Source organism: Bradyrhizobium dasycarpum, assembly GCF_042019905.1.
Classification (GTDB): domain Bacteria; phylum Pseudomonadota; class Alphaproteobacteria; order Rhizobiales; family Xanthobacteraceae; genus Bradyrhizobium; species Bradyrhizobium japonicum_B.
In genome coordinates this window covers 6,179,965-6,196,216 of sequence record NZ_CP169574.1, presented here as the reverse complement: position 1 = coordinate 6,196,216, position 16,252 = coordinate 6,179,965, and the positions used below count along the sequence as shown (strand labels likewise).

Sequence of the window (16,252 nt, the reverse complement as noted above, 5' to 3'; positions counted from 1 at the left end):
CATGGTGGCCGAGCAACGCGAGTTGCGTGATGACGCGCTGAATGGCCTTCAGCTTTCGGCGCGTATGGAAAGCATCTGGCGCACGCCATCCGGCTTTTTCGGCGCGCTGATGTCGGTGGACCACAAGGTCGTCGGGCGCCGCTACATCGTCACGGCATTCGCATTTCTGCTGCTCGGCGGGCTTCTCGCGGTGCTCATGCGCGTCCAGCTCGCCAAGCCCGAGAGCACGTTTCTGTCGGCGGACAAGTACAACCAGATCTTCACCATGCACGGCTCGACGATGATGTTCCTGTTCGCCGTGCCGGTGATGGAGGCGTTCGCCGTCTACCTCGTGCCGCTGATGGTCGGAACCCGGAACATTGCATTCCCGCGACTGAACGCCTTCAGCTACTGGATGTTTCTGTTCGGAGGCTGCTTCCTCTGGATTTCCTTCGCCCTCAACGTGGGTCCGGATGTCGGCTGGTTTGCCTATGTCCCACTGTCCTCCTTGCAGTACACGCCCACCAAACGGCCCGACGTCTGGGCGCAAATGATCACCTTCACCGAGGTGGCCGCGCTTGCGGTCTCTGTCGAGATCGTCGTGACCGTGTTCAAGCAGCGCGCGCCGGGCATGACGCTCGACCGAATCCCCCTCTTCGTCTGGGCGATGCTGGTCACCAGTTTTCTGGTGATGTTCGCCATGCCATCCATCATGGTCGCATCGACGTCGCTGATCCTCGACCGCCTCGTGAACACGCGCTTCTACGATTCCTCGTCGGGCGGGCATCCCCTGCTGTGGCAGCATCTGTTCTGGTTTTTCGGCCATCCCGAGGTCTACATCATCTTCATCCCCGGCACCGGCATGGTCTCGGCGATCCTCGCAACGTTTGCCCGGCGTCCGGTGGTCGGGTATCCCGTGGTCATCCTCTCGCTGATCGCGACGGGCTTCCTGTCGTTCGGCCTGTGGGTCCACCACATGTTTGTCACGGGCTTGCCTCAGCTCGGCGCCGGCCTGTTCACGGCCTCCAGCATGCTGATCGCGGTGCCCAGTGGTCTGCAGATCTTCTGCTGGCTGGCGACACTTTGGGATGGCCGTCCGGTCTACCGTACGCCACTGTTGTTCGTGATCGGCTTCATCGTGATCTTCGTCATGGGTGGTCTGTCGGGCGTGATGGTCGCCTCGGTGCCCATCGACACCCAGGTGCATGACACCTATTTCGTCGTCGCCCACTTCCATTACGTGCTGATCGGCGGCGCCGTCTTCCCGCTGATCGGCGCCGTCTATTACTGGTTTCCCAAGATCACCGGCCGGATGCTGAGCGAGCGGCTGGGACGCTGGAACTTCTGGCTCGCCTTCGTTGGCTTCAACGTCGCGTTCTTTCCGATGCACATCCTCGGACTGATCGGAATGCCGCGACGCGTCTACACCTACACCGCCGACATGGACTGGGCGCATCTCAATCTGCTCTCGAGCGGCGGTGCCCTCATATTCGCGCTCAGCTTCGCGCTGCTGCTCGCGAACGTGATCCACAGTCTGCGCAACGGCGCGCTCGCGGGCGACAATCCCTGGGACGCCTCCACCCTGGAATGGGCGACATCCTCACCCCCGCCGCCGCAGAATTTCGATCGCATTCCCGTCGTCAAGCACCGCGATCCCCTTTGGTTCGACAATGAAAGCTTGCCGGTGGTCGCAGGTCTCAGCGCGGAGCGCCGCGAAGTGCTCTTGACGTCGCTCGCCGAAGCGGAGCCGCAAATTCGAGAGGCGTCGCCCGAACCGAGCATCTGGCCACTGCTCACAGCCATCGCGACGACCGTGTTCTTCATCGGCTCGATCTTCACGCCGTGGGCCGTGCTGTGGGGCACTCCACCCATGGCCGTCGCCCTGATCGGCTGGTTCTGGCCCGCCGGCCACAAGGAGGACGAGGAGTGAGGCAGACCATCGTTCGAAATGTCGGTGACTTGCCGACCTATGGTTACGGTCCGCAAAGCGGGCCGTGGTGGGGCGCCATGGGCTTCATGGCGCTGGAAGGCATGGGGTTTGCACTTGCCATCGGCGCCTATCTTTATCTCTACGCCGTAAATCCCACCTGGCCGATTGGCGCTACCCCGCCCGATCTCTGGCCCGGCACGACCGAGGTCATCATCTATCTCCTGAGCATCATCCCCAACGAGATGACCAACCGCGCGGCACACCGGCAGGATCTTGCCAGGGTACGCACAGGCCTGATCGTGATGTCGCTGATCGGCATCGCCCTGCTGGTGTTGCGCGGGTTCGAATTCGCCCATCTCAACACGCGCTGGGACAATTCCGCCTACGGATCGATCGTCTGGCTGATCCTCGGGCTGCACACGACCCATCTCGTCACCGATCTCGGCGACACCGTCGTGCTGACGGTGCTGATGTTCACGCGGCACGCGAAGCCGCGCAGGTTCAGCGACGTCACCGACAACGTGTTTTACTGGAACTTCGTCGTGCTGGCCTGGCTGCCGCTCTACGCGCTGCTCGACTGGGTGCCCCGCCTATGACCGCTACCGAACGACACGCGAAACTACTCTATTGGGCGGGCGTCGCGCTCGGCCCCCTGGCCTGGGGCATCAACTTGCAGGGGATCTACGCGCTCGCTCATTTCTCATGCGAATCGACCAAGTTCAGCGGCGCGATCATGAGCGCGGTGCTCGCCGGCATTGCCCTCGCAGGCACGGCCATATCCGCCCGCGCCATCCGTCGGGGCGCCGGTGCGGAATGGAGCGATGCGCAAGGCGGCGGCCCCCGGGCGTTCATGGCCTGGCTTGGCGTCGGCTCCGGCGTTCTGTTCGCGCTGGTCATCGCGAACCAGCTCGCGGCCTCGTTGATGATCAGCCCATGCCTGCGCTGAGCCTCCTGGCAATCCTGCTCGGCCTGCTGGCAACGCCTGCGACGGCGCACGGCATCTCCGAGGTCGATGCGGGCTCGCTCTGGAGCTCCGATCCCTGGCTTCTGGTCCCGCTCTATGTCGTCGGCATCTCCTTTTACATCGGCACGCAACGGCTGTGGCGCCATGCGGGTGGAGGCCGCGGCGTCCGCTTCCGTCAGGTCGGTGCGTTCTGGACCGGCTGGCTGATCGTCGCGCTCGCCCTCACCTCGCCGTTGCATTGGCTCGGCGAGCGCCTGTTCACGGCGCACATGATCGAACACGAACTGCTCATGGTGGTCGGCGCGCCGCTGATGGCGTACGCCCGGATCAACGGGCCGATGATGTGGAGTCTGCCCGCCTCGCTGCGGCCGGCGGCGGGCCGTCTGTTGAATTGGTCGATTGTGGCACGGCCATGGGCCGTCATCAGCCATCCCATCAGCGCGACCGCCCTGCATGCCTTGGCGCTCTGGGCCTGGCATGCGCCGCCGCTCTATGCGTTGGCGCTCGAAAACACCGCCATTCATCGCCTCCAGCACATCAGCTTCTTTGCCACCGCGCTGTTGTTCTGGTGGGTACTTTTCCATGGCCGCGGCGTCGGACGCAGCCTGCGGCTGCGGGACGGCATCGCGATCGGATGCCTGTTCGTCACCGTTCTTCATTCCGGTGTGCTCGGAGCGCTGTTGACGCTATCGACGCGCGTCTGGATTCCCGGCCAGGGCGCTCTCGCCGGCGAGTTCGACTTATCTCCGCTGGAAGATCAGCAACTCGCGGGCATCTTGATGTGGGTACCGATGGGGATTCTCTACACCGGCGCTGCACTGTTCTTCGCCTATCGGTGGCTCATCACTGTCCCGGCGCGCTCCCAAATGCCGGCGGCTCACCATGCCGGCTGAACGATCCGGGCACTGTGAACGTAGGAACCGCAGGTGTGTTGCAACGTTCGCCAGTTGACGCGCGATATTTCCGTGGAGGCCCTATGCGCAAACAAACCGTCGTGGCGACTGTCATTCTCATAGCCGCCCTTGCGCCGCCGCAAGGTGCCATCGCGCAAGATCAGCCGCGCCCGGGAATGTCGTGTCCGGTCGACCATGATCAGCTCGCCGACATTCTCAAGAAGAGTGTCAAGCCCGGCGGCGGCCCCAGCAATGGCGGCCTCGACAACAATGAATGGGCTGCCGTCGTCAATCGCCAGGGGGTGGTTTGCGCCGTCGCTTACAGCGGCAGCAAGGTCGACGATCAGTGGCCCGGCAGCCGTGCGATCGCCGCCGAGAAGGCCAACACTGCGAATGCGTTCAGCCTGAAGGACAAGGCGATGGCCACTGCCAATCTCTACGCGGGCGCACAGCCCGGCGGCTTTCTATTTGGTGCGGCGCTCAGCAATCCGCCCTCTCCGGAAGTCATCTATGCCGGCACACCCGACGAGTTCGGCACGGCAAAGGATCCGATGGTCGGCAAGCCTGTTGGCGGCGTGATCGTGTTCGGCGGTGGGCTCGCCCTTTACGATGGCAACGGCATCGCGGGTGCGCTCGGCGTGAGCGGCGACAGCTCGTGTGCGGACCACAACGTGGCCTGGCGCATTCGCCACCTCCTCGGCCTCGATCATGTGCCGGCCGGCGTCAGTCCCAACATGAAGGACGCGATCATCTACGACATCGGACCGGACGGCAAAAGCCCGTCGGGCTTCGGTCATCCCAAGTGCAACGGCAAGGAGGACCAGATTGCGGTCGATCTCGGTGCCGGCGTCTCGGGAAACGTCGTGAGATAGCCAGACTCCCGGAACTTAGGAACCAAGCGTGCGTACAACGTTTGTACGTTCGCAAACCGGCCTGCAACGCGGCAAGGCCTCGTCAATGCCGTGGAGATCTTCGCTTATGTTAAGTTTCGGCCTCAGGCAGTTGCTGTGGGGAATACCGACTACGCTCTGCGCCTGGCTTGTGTTGCTTTCCCCCGGCTTTGCCCAGACCGATCTCGTCAGTCGCATGAAGGATCCCGGCCAGTGGCCGATGGCGGCGCGGGACTACGCCAACACGCGCTACAGCGAACTCAATCAGATCAACGCCAGCAATGCCTCACGCCTGCAACTTGCCTGGACGTTTTCGGTCGGAGCCGATCGCGGCCAGGAGGCCGCCCCGCTGGTCGTTGACGGGACCATGTATGTGGTCAGCCCCTACGCCGGACCTTACCCGAACCGCGTCTTCGCGCTGGATGCGACGACAGGCGAGCTGAAATGGTCCTACGCACCGAGGCCGGAGCCGGCCGCAGCGGGCGTTGCCTGCTGCGACGTCGTCAATCGCGGGCTCGCTTTCGATAACGGCAAGATCTTTCTCAATACGCTGGACAATCACTCGGTCGCGCTCGATGCCAAGACCGGTAAGGAGCTCTGGCATACGAAACTCGGAGAGATCAACAAGGGCGAGACCATCACGATGGCGCCGGTCGTCGTGAAGGGCAAGGTGCTCATCGGCAACAGCGGCGGTGAGATGGGCGTTCGCGGCTGGGTGACTGCGCTCGACGAGAACACCGGTGCCATCGCCTGGCGCGCCTATGCCACGGGCCCCGACAAGGACGTCTTGATCGGCGACGATTTCAAGCCCTTTACGACAACCTCAAAGGCAAAGATCTCGGCGTCAAGAGCTGGCCCGCCGACCGCTGGCAGGTCGGCGGCGGCACCATGTGGGGATGGATTTCCTACGACGCCGACCTCAACCTGATCTATTACGGCACCGCCAATCCCAGCCCGTGGAATGCGAACCAGCGCAGCGGCGACAATCTCTGGAGCACCACCATCTTCGCGCGGGATCCCGACAACGGCCAAGCGAAATGGGCGTATCAGGTCAACCCGCACGATCTGTTCGACCATGACGAAGTCAACGAGAACGTGCTGGTCGACCTCGAGCTCAATGGCCAGCCGCGCAAGGTGCTGATCCACCCCGGACGCAACGGCTATATGTACGTGATGGACCGAACCTCCGGCGAGGTGATCTCGGCGGACGCCTATGAGTACGTGAACGCCTATAAGGGCGTCGACCTCAAGACCGGCAAGATCATCCCCAATGAGGAGAAGACCCCTCTGGTCGGCAAGACGGTCGAGAACATCTGCCCGACCGCCCCGGGCGCCAAGGACTGGCAACCGTCCGCCTGGTCGCCCCGTACCAAGCTTCTCTACGTTCCACATCAGCATCTCTGCATGAACTTCAAGGCGTCGCAGGTCGGCTACATCGCCGGCACGCCCTATGTCGGCGCCGATGTCGACATGTATGCCGGGCCGGGCGGCCACCGCGGCGTGTTCATGGCGTGGGACCCGGTCGCTCGGAAGAAGGTGTGGGAGATTCACGAGAAGCTGCCGGTTTGGAGCGGCGCGCTGGTAACCGCGGGGGACGTCGCCTTCTACGGAACGATGGATCGTCTGTTCAAGGCGGTGGACGCGAAAACCGGCAAATTGCTTTGGCAGTTTCGCGCGGGCTCCGGGTTCATCGGTCAGCCGATCTCCTATCGGGGATCCGATGGGCAGCAATACATCGCGATCCTCTCCGGTGTCGGCGGCTGGCCTGGTGTAGTGGCGAATGCAGAGGTGGATCAGCGCGTGCGCAACGGCGCGCTCGGCTTCACCGGTGCGATGCAGGACCTGCCATTCTACACGGCAGGTGGCAGTGAGCTTCTGGTGTTCAAGCTCGGCGGCACCAGCAACCAGGACGGCAGCCATGCGCCTCCGCAGTGATTGGGCCGTCCTTGCTGTTGCTCTCGCTCTTGCCGGCCCGATCGGGATCGTATCCTCGGTAGCCGCCGCGCCGAATGGCGAGCTTCGCGTCTGCGCTGATCCGAACAATCTGCCGTTCTCCAATAGCGCCGTAGCCGGTTTTGAGAACAAGCTCGCTTCGATGGTGGCCGAGGCGCTGGGACGGTCGGTGTCCTACACATGGTGGGCACAGCGTCGGGGCTTCATCCGCAACACGCTCAAGGCCGAGAAATGCGACGTCGTGATGGGCGTTCCTGTCGGCTACGAGCTCGTAGAGACCACGAAGCCCTATTATCGCTCGACCTATGTTTTCGTCAGCCGCCAGGACGCGCATCTCGACCTCTCGTCCCTGCTCGATCCCCGCCTCCATCGCCTGACGATCGGCGTGCATCTCGTAGGCGACGACGGCAACAACCCACCGCCCGCACAGGCACTCGGCCAGCTCGGCATCGTCGACAATGTCCGGGGATACTCGATTTATGGGGACTATCGTCAGGCCGATCCGCCTGCACGCCTGATCGAGGCGGTCGAACACGGCAAGATCGACGTCGCCGCCGCCTGGGGTCCGTTGGGCGGCTATTTCGCCGCGCATTCCAAGGTGCCGCTGTCAGTCATCCCGATCCGGGATGGCGACCGCTTCGCACCTCAACAGTTCCAGTTCGCCATTTCGATGGGCGTTCGCAAGGGGGACCACGCGCTGGCCGACCAGCTCAACGCGTTCATCGACGAGCATCGATCCGAGATCGCCGGGCTGCTGCGGAGCTACGGCGTGCCCTTGATCGAGGAGCCCGTGACGGTCTCGGGAGGACACGAGTAATGTCTGCCTCACCGCTGCGCGCGAGCGCCTTATCGCTACTGCTGGCGGTCGTGCCGAACAGCGCCTCGCTCGCCCAACAGACCCTGCCGCAGTCGCAGGAGGCGCAGATGCCGACGCTGGCGCCGCGGCCGAATTTCGGCGGCAGCGTCGGCAACGGCAGGCCGGGCGTGTTCATGCAGGTCCCCGTGACCACGCTATTCCCGGGCGCTCAGCCGGATCCGCCTGTGATCAAGAACCCAGTGCAGGGCGACCCCAATGCCGAGCAGCGCGGGATGACCTATTACGTCAATTTCAATTGCGTCGGCTGCCACGCGCCGAATGGCGGCGGCGGCATGGGACCGGCACTGAGCAACAACCTGTTCACATACGGCTCGCAGCCGGAGAACATCTATCTGTCGATCTACCAGGGACGGCCCAACGGCATGCCGGCCTGGGGCGGCGTGCTGCCCGACAGCGTGATCTGGGACCTCGTTACCTATATCGGCAAGATCAGCAACGAGCCGAACCGGCAATGGGGCCGCACCTTCTCGGCAGACCCATTGTCGCCTGAGCTCGAGCAGGTGCCGAGCGAGCAGGTCTCGACGACTGATCCGTGGTCTGCCACCAAGGCCTTCAACTTCGGCCAGAAGCCCTGATGGAATGCGGAGCAGCCGATGGTCCATCCAACGACACGATTGCCGATCGTCGCGCTGCTGGCCGTGACGGCTGCCGCCTGCGAGCCGGGCAAGGCCACCGGCCCCGACAATTTCACCGGCGATGCGCGCCGCGGCAGCGACCTCGTCAAGCGGTATCAATGCGGCACCTGTCATGACATTCCCGGCATTGCCGGTGCCGACGGCAATGTCGGCCCGCCGCTGCACCGGATCGGCACCCGGACCTACATCGCCGGCTACATCTGGAACTCGCCGGACAACATGGCCGACTGGATCGAAGATCCGCAGCGCGCGTTGCCGGGCAACGCCATGCCCAAAATGGGCATCCCGCAGAAGGACGCGCGGGACATCGCGGCGTTTCTCTATACGCTGAAGTAGACCACATGAATCCCACACCGCGCCCTGCAAGCTTGTTCCGCGACACGCATCGGCACGATCCGCGACCAGGCTCCGCTGCCGCTGCCCTTCAAGCTCGGCGTTCCCATGCTGGGTGGCCCGATCGTGACCGCGGGCGGCGTCATTTTATCACGGGGACGATGGACGACTACATCAGGGCGTTCGACGTTCGCGACGGCAGGCAGCTCTGGCAGGATCGGCCTTTCCGGCCGGGGGGCAATCCACGCCGATGACATATGAGGCAGGCGGCAAGCAATATGTCGTCACGGTCGATGGCGGCCACGGCTCGTTCGGCACCAAGCTCGGCGACCACGTGCGCGCTTACGCGCTGCCTTGATCGGCCGGCACGACCTATCTATGCCCGGCGACGTCGTGTCCTGATCCGCCGGCGCGGGCGCGCAAGCGCTGAGGCCACGACACCAGCACACGCAGCGATCCCAAGTACAGCAATCCCTTTGCTGATGATCCCGGCCGGCGGCAGCTGCTTCCGCACCAGCCAGCCTCCGTCGACCGACGTGCCCGGTGGCGACGCCTCGATCATGCTTCCCTCGCTGATCGGTGCGCGCCGCGCCCGCGACAGCAGGAGCCGGAATGCGCTTCCCACCAGATCTTCAGTTAGTTTCGGCGCGACCGCATAGGCGATCTGACCCGCTCGGGCCGGCCAGCCGACGGCCACCTCATCGCGCGGCGCGCGGACCAGGTTCAAGAAGGTCTGGGCAACGTCTTCGGACTGGTACAACAACCGACCCGGATCGAGCCTCTTCCCGGACATGTTGGCGCCGTGGACGAATCCCGGCGTATCCACCATCGCCGGGAAGACACCGCAGACATGGATGTGGGGATGTGCCCTGAGTTCTTGCCGCAGGCTTGCTGTGAACCCACGCAGGCCGAACTTGCTGGCGGTGTACGCGGCCGCGAACGGTGTCGGCGCCCATCCCCCAAGCGAAATATTGTTGATCAGGATGCCTCGCTGCTGGCGCAGGAAGATCGGAAGGACCGCGAAGGCGCCGTTCATGGCGCCCAGCAAGTTCACCTCGATCGTCCGGCGATGCAGCGCGAGATCAGCGTCCTGATAGCGGCCGAATACACCCGTGCCGGCATTGTTGATCCAGAGGTCGATCCCGCCGAACGCGTCCTCCGTCCGTCTGGCCAGTCGTTGCACCGCGTCGGCATCGGTGACGTCGGTCGCGACAGCCAATGCGCGGCCTCCCAGCGCCTCGCACTCCGCGGCAAGCCGCGTCAGGATCTCCCCACGACGCGCGGCGAGCACCACGCTCGCGCCTTCCCGCGCGAATGCCAGCGCCGCAGCCCGGCCTATTCCGCTGGGTGCTCCCGTAATGACGACCCGCGTGTCCGCCATTGACCGGGCTGGCGATCGCGAAGCGCTGGCAGGAAGCAGCCATCGCAACGACCGGCGGAGACGCTCGGTGCCTCCTGTCTCGAACCAGTCGCCGTGGGCAAAAATGACCCGCTCGGGCGCAAGGCCCACAAGCCGCTCTGCCGCGGCCTGGACCGAACGACCGCCCAGGCGCAACAGCATCCGCAAATAGATCGGTGCCATCCCGTCGGGCTTGGCGATACCAAGCAGGCTTGCGGCAGCCTGATTTGAGGCAGGAAGGTGGTGAGGATCGAGATTTTGCACGAGATCCGTCAGCACCAAGCTGCGGCTCCGCTTGTCGAAAATCTCAACCTCGGAAAACATCGGGGCTTGGACAGACACCGTCTCGAGTTCGACAGCCCACTCTTCGGGAGACGACGCGCCAAGCTCGCGGTCGATATGGAGGCCCGCCTCGCGGACCTGCTTCCGCGCCGAAAGTCCGCGCGCCGCGAAAGTTTGTGCTTGCGGCAATTCTCTCTGCCAAGCCGGCAGGAACATCCAATGCGCAACGTTCGGCGCCATCAGATATTTGATCGGGCCCAGACGCTCCAGCTCATCGCGCAGAGCTGCCGAATATCGCACTGGCGAGTGCAGGATGAGGCCGCCGTTGGACAACCGGATGACCGTCATGCGAACGGGCAGACGCAAGCCCGCTGCACTGATGGGTCGATCGTCGACAATCCAGATGTCGTCCGTGGCCCTCGTCAGGGTCGCAGTCAATGGAGCGGCATCAAATTCGTGCATGAGCGTTTTCCGGTGGAGACCTTGTTCAAGTGCCCGGATAGGACGCTCGTTCCTCTTACACTCACCTCCGCGCGGCGCAGGCCTCGGACAAAGCCCTGGAACCGGCCTGCTTGAGGTCGTCAAGAGAGGTCTGCCCCTTTGTCGCTGCTTCCAGAAGCTTAGAGGCGACGTGAGTCCGGGCACCAATCTCGCGACGGGAGATGCTTTCGCACACTTCTTCGAGCACGGTGCGCAAAAGCGCCGTCGTATCAGTGTCGAACATCGGAGCGGCCTCCAGCCTGAAAGGCTTCAGACTACGGCAACGGCGAGAAGGAGAGATTCAAGATTGTTAAGGATCGATCAACTTTCCGAACAAGATACTCAGGTGGTTGCACCGGCCTGCAGCTCTAATCCTTCTGGCAGTAATCCTTCTGGCAGTGGGAACTTTGAGGATAGCCTCCATGCGTACGCATGAAATCGACGGATCGTATCACAGGTTATTGTCCGCCCTTTTCCATTTGGGTCAGAGTTGACTAAGGCGTGGGCGATCGGAAGACCAATGCAGACTGGATTTGCCTTTTCCAAACTCGCCGATCATTTGGCGAGTCTCGGTGACGTGACCGCGGGTGATCTCGACCTGCTGGCAGACATGCCGAGCACGATCGCGCACCTCAATTCCCATCATGCCATTTTGCGTCACGGCGACGACAGCCATCAATGCTGCGTGGTCCTGCAAGGTTATCTGTCTTGGCAGGACGCCGAAGGGGCAAGCGGACAAATCACCTCGATCTCCGTTCCCGGCGACATCGCTGATCTCCAGACACTCTACCGGCCGCGCATCGACGGCAACCTCATTGCGCTCGGCCCCGCCGTCGTCGCGCTCGTGCCGCATCGCTTCTTCCGCGAGCTATCGGCACGCTCGCCTGCCTTGTCGCGTACTCTGCTACTGATGCTGCTTCGTGACCACGCTATCCAGCGCAACTGGACCATAAATCTTGGCAGCCGGGATGCGTTGACACGCGTGGCCCACCTGCTTTGCGAGATCACCACGCGCCTGCAGAACGTCGGGCTCGCCAAGGATTTTCGGTTGTCTTCGCCCTTCACCCAGTCCGACCTCGCAGCCGCCTGCAGCATCTCTCCCGTCCACGCCAACCGCACCATCCAGGAGCTGCGGCGCGGCAACCTGCTGCAATGGCAGGGTAAGACCCTGGTGATCACGGACTGGCCCGGGTTGGTCCGCGTGGCGGAGTTCGATCCTGCCTACCTTGGTATCCGGCCGCGCGATCGAGGCACACGACCGGCACAACGGCAAGAGACCAAAGCCGCCGTGGCGATGGCCTGACAACTCAGACTTTCTTCCTGAACCTGGCGCACTCTTGCAGGGCCAATCTCACTTCCGCGATGACACCTTCCCAGTCACCGATCGTCCTTTGATGAAACAGCCGTAAGCTCCGATACCAAGGAGAACGGTTCCCCGACGAAGGCCAGCGCCAGTCGCAGTCGGCATGCAGCAGGACCCAGGCTTCGCAACCCAGCGCCCCCGCTAGATGCGCGACCATCGTGTCGACACAAATGACCAGATCGAGCTCGCGAAGAAGATGACCGAGAGCCACGATATCGGGCGTGCTGATGTCACGTGCACCGATCTGCGCGACCTCTTCGGCTGTCGTCCCTCTCTGCAGCGAATGAAGCACGATGCCGGGAACGGCGAGCCGGCGCAATAATGAGGGAGCCACGGCGCGCCGCTTATCCCACTGGCCAACCTCCCAGATCAGACCGACAGCCAGACTGTTGCGGTCGAGGGGCACCGACGCGCTCCTCGGCGGAAGCGTCAAATAAGGCCCTCGCTCGACCTGCTCCCGTCCAACCTTGAGCGCATGCGGCACCTCCATGATTTCGATGTCCACCTCGAAATCCGCTTCGGGTATGCCGTCGTGGAGAGCAAAAGCCCTATCGACGCCTGCCGTCCGCTCGGCCAGTGGCAGAAGTTCCGGCTGGCACCAGACCGTGACCCTTCGCGCGATATTCCGAAGAGGCTGCATGAAACGCAGGAACTGGATCGTATCGCCTAGTCCGTGGTAGCATCGGACCAGCACATGCCGGCCCGCGAGAGCCTCGCCGCGCCAAATCTGCTGGACATGACGCGGACCGGTGTGCTTGGGCGGATGCTGCAGCACCGCGAGATTCCGGTCAGCGATGGCCCAGGCGCGGGCGAAATCACCCGCTCGCATGGCCTCGACCCAGCTGTTCACGTCCTAAGCTCTGCTAGCGTCGGACGAATTTATGAAATCGGCTGACCTTGCCGTCCTTGGTCCGGTCCTGGTGCAGGAAGGCAATACCGGCTTCGTCGAACTTGTCGAAGAACTCGTCCCAGCCGATGCGGTCGAATGCCTCATCCGGCGGATCGAAATCGATCCGCAAGATGCCGGCGTGCCCCTCCTCTTCCGTCGCCTTGACCGTCGCCGGCTGCCCACCGCGCTCGTCGACCCATTTGCGGATTGCGGCGTGATCGGTGGTCTGTTCGGCTTCGCTATCTTGCGTCCTGGACGTCATGCGGCACCTCACTGCTGTGCAGATCCAGCAAAGACGCCGTCATTGCTGGAGCCATTTGCGGTGAACGCGAGCCGGCAAGATTTGTTCTTCTTCGCACCACGTGACGCGCGATCGCAGCTTCATCTTCTTCATCATCATCAACGATGATCTTCGTTCCGTTGATGCGAACGGGGATTCTAATCCAGGTTAATCGCCCCGCATTTTGTTGGCCTGAATCGCTCCCAACGCAAGCACGGCCGCTCCGGCACAGGAACGAACATACCTTCCGGCACGTTCGCCGACCTACTTACGCTGTCGCCACGCGCTTTCCCGGAGGTTTCTCGTCCATGCATTCCCGTCTTCAGGACAGGCGTCGCGTGCGCGTCGGCATCGTCGGCGTGGGCAATTGCGCAAGCTCCTTCGTCCAGGGGCTTACCTATTACCGCAACGCCAAGTCGAATGAACCGGTACCCGGCCTGATGAACGTCGATCTCGGCGGCTACCATATCAGCGACATTCAGATCGCATCGGCATTCGACGTCAACGCCGACAAGGTCGGGCGCGACGTCGCCGATGCCATCTTCGCCCGTCCGAACAACACGCATCGCTTCGCCGAGGTGGACCAAACCGGGGTGATCGTCCAGCGCGGCCCGGTCATGGACGGCATTGGGCGCTATCTCGAAGATGACATTCCCGTCGCCGACGTACCCGAAGCCGACGTTTCGGAGGTTCTGGCAATGTCACGCACGGATGTGCTCGTGTCGTACCTGCCGGTCGGCTCGCAACGCGCAAGCGAATGGTATGCTGCGCGTGCCATCGAGGCCGGCTGCGGCTACGTCAATTGCATTCCCGTCTTCATCGCGTCCAACCCGGACTGGCGGCGAAGATTCGAAGATGCGGGCCTTCCTATCGTCGGTGACGACATCAAGAGCCAGGTCGGCGCCACCATCCTGCATCGCGTGCTGGCCAATCTTTTCCGCGATCGCGGCGTTCGGCTCGATCGTACCTATCAGCTCAATGTCGGCGGCAATACCGATTTCAAGAACATGCTTGAACGCGAGAGGCTGGCATCGAAAAAGATCTCCAAGACGCAGGCCGTCACCAGTCAGTTCGACGTCCCGATGGACCCCGACAATATTCACGTTGGGCCGAGCGATCACGTGCCCTGGTTGACTGACCGGAAGCTCGCCTTCATCCGGCTGGAAGGCACGACGTTCGGCGGCGTGCCCTTGAGCGCCGAGGTCAAGCTCGAGGTGTGGGATTCGCCGAACTCGGCGGGCGTGGTGATCGACGCGGTGCGCTGTGCAAAGCTCGCCATGGACCGTGGCCAAGGCGGCGCCCTGACCGGCCCTTCGAGCTATTTCATGAAGTCGCCGCCTCAGCAGTTTACCGATGAAGAGGCCGGACGGCGGACGCGCGCCTTCATCGACGACAAGGCGTATACCTGATGGCGACGATCATTCACCTCGTGCGTCACGGTCACCACGCCCTGCTCGGCCGCACACTGTGCGGCCGAATGAACGGCGTCGTCCTCGACGAGATCGGCTGCGATGAAATGGCGCGTTGCGCGAACAGCGTCAGTCCACAACCGTCGCTGATCCATTCAAGCCCGCAGCGGCGCTGTATGCAGTCCGCCTCCATTCTGGCGGCGCAGTTCCGGCTACCGATCGAGATCGTACCTGCTCTCGATGAACTCGACTACGGCGAATGGACCGGGCGGTCTTTCGATGAACTCGATCAAGACCCGCAATGGTCCCGCTGGAACAAAAGGCGCGGAAGTGCGCGCCCGCCCTCAGGTGAAAGCATGCGTTCGCTTCAGAACCGTATCGTCGGCCATCTGGAGCAGCTGCGCAACGATCCCGCCGTCGGCATAGTGGTTGCCGTCAGTCATGCCGAGCCGATCCGTGCGGCGCTGTTGTACTACGCGCGTATGCGTCTCGACGATTTCCTGTCGATCGAGATCGACCCCGCCAGCGTCAGCACCCTCAGCGCGGACAGGGGCGGATTCAGGATCACAGGGATCAACCAGCGGGTGCCGGCGTGAAGATCGTCATTTTCGGTCTGACTATCACCTCATCCTGGGGCAATGGCCACGCGACCCTGTGGCGCGGTCTCTGCAAGCATCTGACGCGTCTTGGCCACTCGGTCATCTTCTACGAGCGTGACGTGCCTTATTATGCCGGCGCCCGCGACTTTTCCGAGTTACCGGCCGGCCAGCTGCGACTGTATTCGAGCTGGGACGAGACACGCGCTCTCGCCCGCAGCGACGTCGGCGATGCCGATGTCGCGATTGTGACGTCCTATTGTCCCGACGCGATCGCCGCAACCGACCTGATCGTGTCCGAGGGACACGCTGCTCCCGTCTTCTATGATCTCGACACCCCCATCACTCTGGCACGTCTCATGGCGGGTGAACCCGTTTCCTATATCGGTCCACGAGGGCTACGGGATTTCGCGCTGGTTCTCAGCTTCACGGGCGGACTGCGCGTAGCCCAAGAATTCCGCGACAAGCTTGGAGCCCGCGACGTTCGTCCTCTCTACGGTCATGTGGATAGCGATATTCATCGCCCAGTGCCGGCCCAGCCCCACTACCGCGCAGACTTGTCCTATCTCGGCACCTATTCCGAAGACCGTCAGCCCGCTCTCGAAGCGCTGCTTGTCGAACCGGCGCGAGCTCGGCAAGACCTGCGCTTCCTGATCGGCGGGGCGCAATATCCCGACGGTTTTCCATGGTCGTCCAACATCTATTTCGTGCGGCATCTGCCGCCGTCGGAGCATGCGCCGTTTTTTGCCTCCTCGCGCTTGACGCTTAACGTCACCCGGAAAGCCATGGCGGAGATGGGATGGTGCCCGTCCGGTCGTCTGTTCGAAGCGGCCGCCTGCGGGGTTCCGTTGCTGAGCGACGATTGGCCGGGCATCGAAGACTTCTTCACACCCGGCCACGAGATTCTGATCGCCAATAATGCGCGGGACACCCTGACGGCGCTGGCCATATCGGATAGCGAGCTTCAATCCATCGCCCGGCGCGCCTTCGAGCGCACGATGGACCAGCACACATCCGACAAACGCACGAACGAGCTGGTATTGCTGCTCGAGCAGACGGCCCGCAGCGGCGCGCATCGCCGGCATTCCGAGGAGGCCTGA

General features: G+C 63.1%; 16 protein-coding genes and 2 pseudogenes. 14 read left to right on the top strand and 4 right to left on the bottom strand.

The window, feature by feature from the left end; translation table 11 throughout:
• Position 1 precedes the first annotated feature (1 nt).
• The 10 genes and pseudogenes from ctaD to ACETMP_RS29525 all read left to right on the top strand — a co-directional run.
• The gene (gene ctaD / locus ACETMP_RS29570; RefSeq protein WP_375162024.1) at positions 2-1,909 is read left to right on the top strand and encodes a cytochrome c oxidase subunit I; all 1,908 of its coding nucleotides are present in this window, start codon (positions 2-4) and stop codon (positions 1,907-1,909) included.
• Entirely contained in the window at positions 1,906-2,505 is a 600-nt protein-coding gene (locus ACETMP_RS29565) for a heme-copper oxidase subunit III (RefSeq protein ID WP_375158889.1), read from the top strand. Before ctaD ends, ACETMP_RS29565 begins: the two co-directional genes overlap by 4 nt.
• Positions 2,502-2,855, top strand: a complete 354-nt coding sequence (locus ACETMP_RS29560) for a hypothetical protein (protein WP_375158888.1) — start codon at positions 2,502-2,504, stop codon at positions 2,853-2,855. Before ACETMP_RS29565 ends, ACETMP_RS29560 begins: the two co-directional genes overlap by 4 nt.
• Positions 2,843-3,766, top strand: a complete 924-nt coding sequence (locus ACETMP_RS29555) for a cytochrome c oxidase assembly protein (RefSeq protein ID WP_375158887.1) — start codon at positions 2,843-2,845, stop codon at positions 3,764-3,766. Before ACETMP_RS29560 ends, ACETMP_RS29555 begins: the two co-directional genes overlap by 13 nt.
• An 83-nt stretch (positions 3,767-3,849) precedes the next feature.
• Positions 3,850-4,638: a heme-binding protein gene (locus ACETMP_RS29550; protein ID WP_375158886.1), complete on the top strand. Its 789-nt coding sequence runs from the start codon at positions 3,850-3,852 to the stop codon at positions 4,636-4,638.
• Positions 4,639-4,852: 214 nt separating this feature from the next.
• Positions 4,853-6,591 (top strand): annotated as a pseudogene (locus ACETMP_RS29545) (methanol/ethanol family PQQ-dependent dehydrogenase).
• Positions 6,575-7,426 carry a substrate-binding domain-containing protein gene (locus ACETMP_RS29540; protein ID WP_375158885.1) on the top strand — a complete coding sequence of 284 codons (852 nt, stop codon included), beginning with the start codon at positions 6,575-6,577 and terminating at the stop codon, positions 7,424-7,426. Before ACETMP_RS29545 ends, ACETMP_RS29540 begins: the two are co-directional and overlap by 17 nt.
• On the top strand, positions 7,426-8,061 hold the full coding sequence (locus ACETMP_RS29535; RefSeq protein ID WP_375158884.1) for a c-type cytochrome: 636 nt from the start codon (positions 7,426-7,428) through the stop codon (positions 8,059-8,061). Before ACETMP_RS29540 ends, ACETMP_RS29535 begins: the two co-directional genes overlap by 1 nt.
• Positions 8,062-8,079: 18 nt before the next feature.
• A complete protein-coding gene (locus ACETMP_RS29530) occupies positions 8,080-8,457 on the top strand; it encodes a c-type cytochrome (protein WP_375158883.1) in 378 nt (125 codons plus the stop codon).
• 45 nt (positions 8,458-8,502) lie between these two features.
• Positions 8,503-8,812 (top strand): annotated as a pseudogene (locus tag ACETMP_RS29525) (membrane-bound PQQ-dependent dehydrogenase, glucose/quinate/shikimate family); the annotation flags it as partial.
• Between the two features lie 18 nt (positions 8,813-8,830).
• On the opposite strand, the gene ACETMP_RS29520 reads toward ACETMP_RS29525, so the two are convergent.
• Positions 8,831-10,597 (bottom strand): SDR family oxidoreductase, encoded by a 1,767-nt coding sequence (locus tag ACETMP_RS29520; protein ID WP_375158882.1) that lies wholly within the window; start codon positions 10,595-10,597, stop codon positions 8,831-8,833.
• 61 nt (positions 10,598-10,658) lie between these two features.
• Positions 10,659-10,859 (bottom strand): hypothetical protein, encoded by a 201-nt coding sequence (locus ACETMP_RS29515; protein ID WP_375158881.1) that lies wholly within the window; start codon positions 10,857-10,859, stop codon positions 10,659-10,661.
• 276 nt (positions 10,860-11,135) lie between these two features.
• Between ACETMP_RS29515 and ACETMP_RS29510 the strand changes: the two genes are divergently transcribed.
• Complete coding sequence (locus ACETMP_RS29510) at positions 11,136-11,918, top strand: Crp/Fnr family transcriptional regulator (protein WP_375158880.1); 783 nt, start codon at positions 11,136-11,138, stop codon at positions 11,916-11,918.
• A 4-nt stretch (positions 11,919-11,922) separates the two neighbouring features.
• Here the strand turns inward: ACETMP_RS29510 and ACETMP_RS29505 are convergent, their stop codons facing one another.
• Together ACETMP_RS29505 and ACETMP_RS29500 are read right to left on the bottom strand one after the other, a co-directional pair.
• Positions 11,923-12,828: a hypothetical protein gene (locus ACETMP_RS29505; protein ID WP_375158879.1), complete on the bottom strand. Its 906-nt coding sequence runs from the start codon at positions 12,826-12,828 to the stop codon at positions 11,923-11,925.
• 13 nt (positions 12,829-12,841) lie between these two features.
• On the bottom strand, positions 12,842-13,129 hold the full coding sequence (locus ACETMP_RS29500) for a hypothetical protein (RefSeq protein ID WP_375158878.1): 288 nt from the start codon (positions 13,127-13,129) through the stop codon (positions 12,842-12,844).
• Positions 13,130-13,455: 326 nt separating this feature from the next.
• Here ACETMP_RS29500 and ACETMP_RS29495 point away from each other — a divergent pair, with 326 nt between their 5' ends.
• Genes ACETMP_RS29495 through ACETMP_RS29485 form a run of 3 tightly spaced genes read left to right on the top strand, consistent with a single transcriptional unit; the run spans position 13,456 to position 16,252 of the window.
• Entirely contained in the window at positions 13,456-14,556 is a 1,101-nt protein-coding gene (locus ACETMP_RS29495) for an inositol-3-phosphate synthase (RefSeq protein WP_375162023.1), read from the top strand.
• Positions 14,556-15,152 (top strand): histidine phosphatase family protein, encoded by a 597-nt coding sequence (locus tag ACETMP_RS29490; protein ID WP_375158877.1) that lies wholly within the window; start codon positions 14,556-14,558, stop codon positions 15,150-15,152. The genes ACETMP_RS29495 and ACETMP_RS29490 overlap by 1 nt, the downstream gene beginning before the upstream one ends.
• Positions 15,149-16,252: a glycosyltransferase gene (locus ACETMP_RS29485; protein ID WP_375158876.1), complete on the top strand. Its 1,104-nt coding sequence runs from the start codon at positions 15,149-15,151 to the stop codon at positions 16,250-16,252. Before ACETMP_RS29490 ends, ACETMP_RS29485 begins: the two co-directional genes overlap by 4 nt.

Bases quoted from the DNA above. Each gene is read 5' to 3' on its own strand.
- ACETMP_RS29495 (WP_375162023.1), top strand. From the start codon at position 13,456: ATGCATTCCCGTCTTCAGGACAGGCGTCGCGTGCGCGTCGGCATCGTC.
- ACETMP_RS29490 (WP_375158877.1), top strand. From the start codon at position 14,556: ATGGCGACGATCATTCACCTCGTGCGTCACGGTCACCACGCCCTGCTC.
- ACETMP_RS29560 (WP_375158888.1), top strand. From the start codon at position 2,502: ATGACCGCTACCGAACGACACGCGAAACTACTCTATTGGGCGGGCGTC.
- ACETMP_RS29510 (WP_375158880.1), top strand. From the start codon at position 11,136: ATGCAGACTGGATTTGCCTTTTCCAAACTCGCCGATCATTTGGCGAGT.
- ACETMP_RS29540 (WP_375158885.1), top strand. From the start codon at position 6,575: ATGCGCCTCCGCAGTGATTGGGCCGTCCTTGCTGTTGCTCTCGCTCTT.
- ACETMP_RS29550 (WP_375158886.1), top strand. From the start codon at position 3,850: ATGCGCAAACAAACCGTCGTGGCGACTGTCATTCTCATAGCCGCCCTT.
- ACETMP_RS29535 (WP_375158884.1), top strand. From the start codon at position 7,426: ATGTCTGCCTCACCGCTGCGCGCGAGCGCCTTATCGCTACTGCTGGCG.
- ACETMP_RS29555 (WP_375158887.1), top strand. From the start codon at position 2,843: ATGCCTGCGCTGAGCCTCCTGGCAATCCTGCTCGGCCTGCTGGCAACG.
- ACETMP_RS29530 (WP_375158883.1), top strand. From the start codon at position 8,080: ATGGTCCATCCAACGACACGATTGCCGATCGTCGCGCTGCTGGCCGTG.
- ACETMP_RS29500 (WP_375158878.1), bottom strand. From the start codon at position 13,129: ATGACGTCCAGGACGCAAGATAGCGAAGCCGAACAGACCACCGATCAC.
- ACETMP_RS29515 (WP_375158881.1), bottom strand. From the start codon at position 10,859: ATGTTCGACACTGATACGACGGCGCTTTTGCGCACCGTGCTCGAAGAA.
- ACETMP_RS29520 (WP_375158882.1), bottom strand. From the start codon at position 10,597: ATGCACGAATTTGATGCCGCTCCATTGACTGCGACCCTGACGAGGGCC.
- ctaD (WP_375162024.1), top strand. From the start codon at position 2: ATGGTGGCCGAGCAACGCGAGTTGCGTGATGACGCGCTGAATGGCCTT.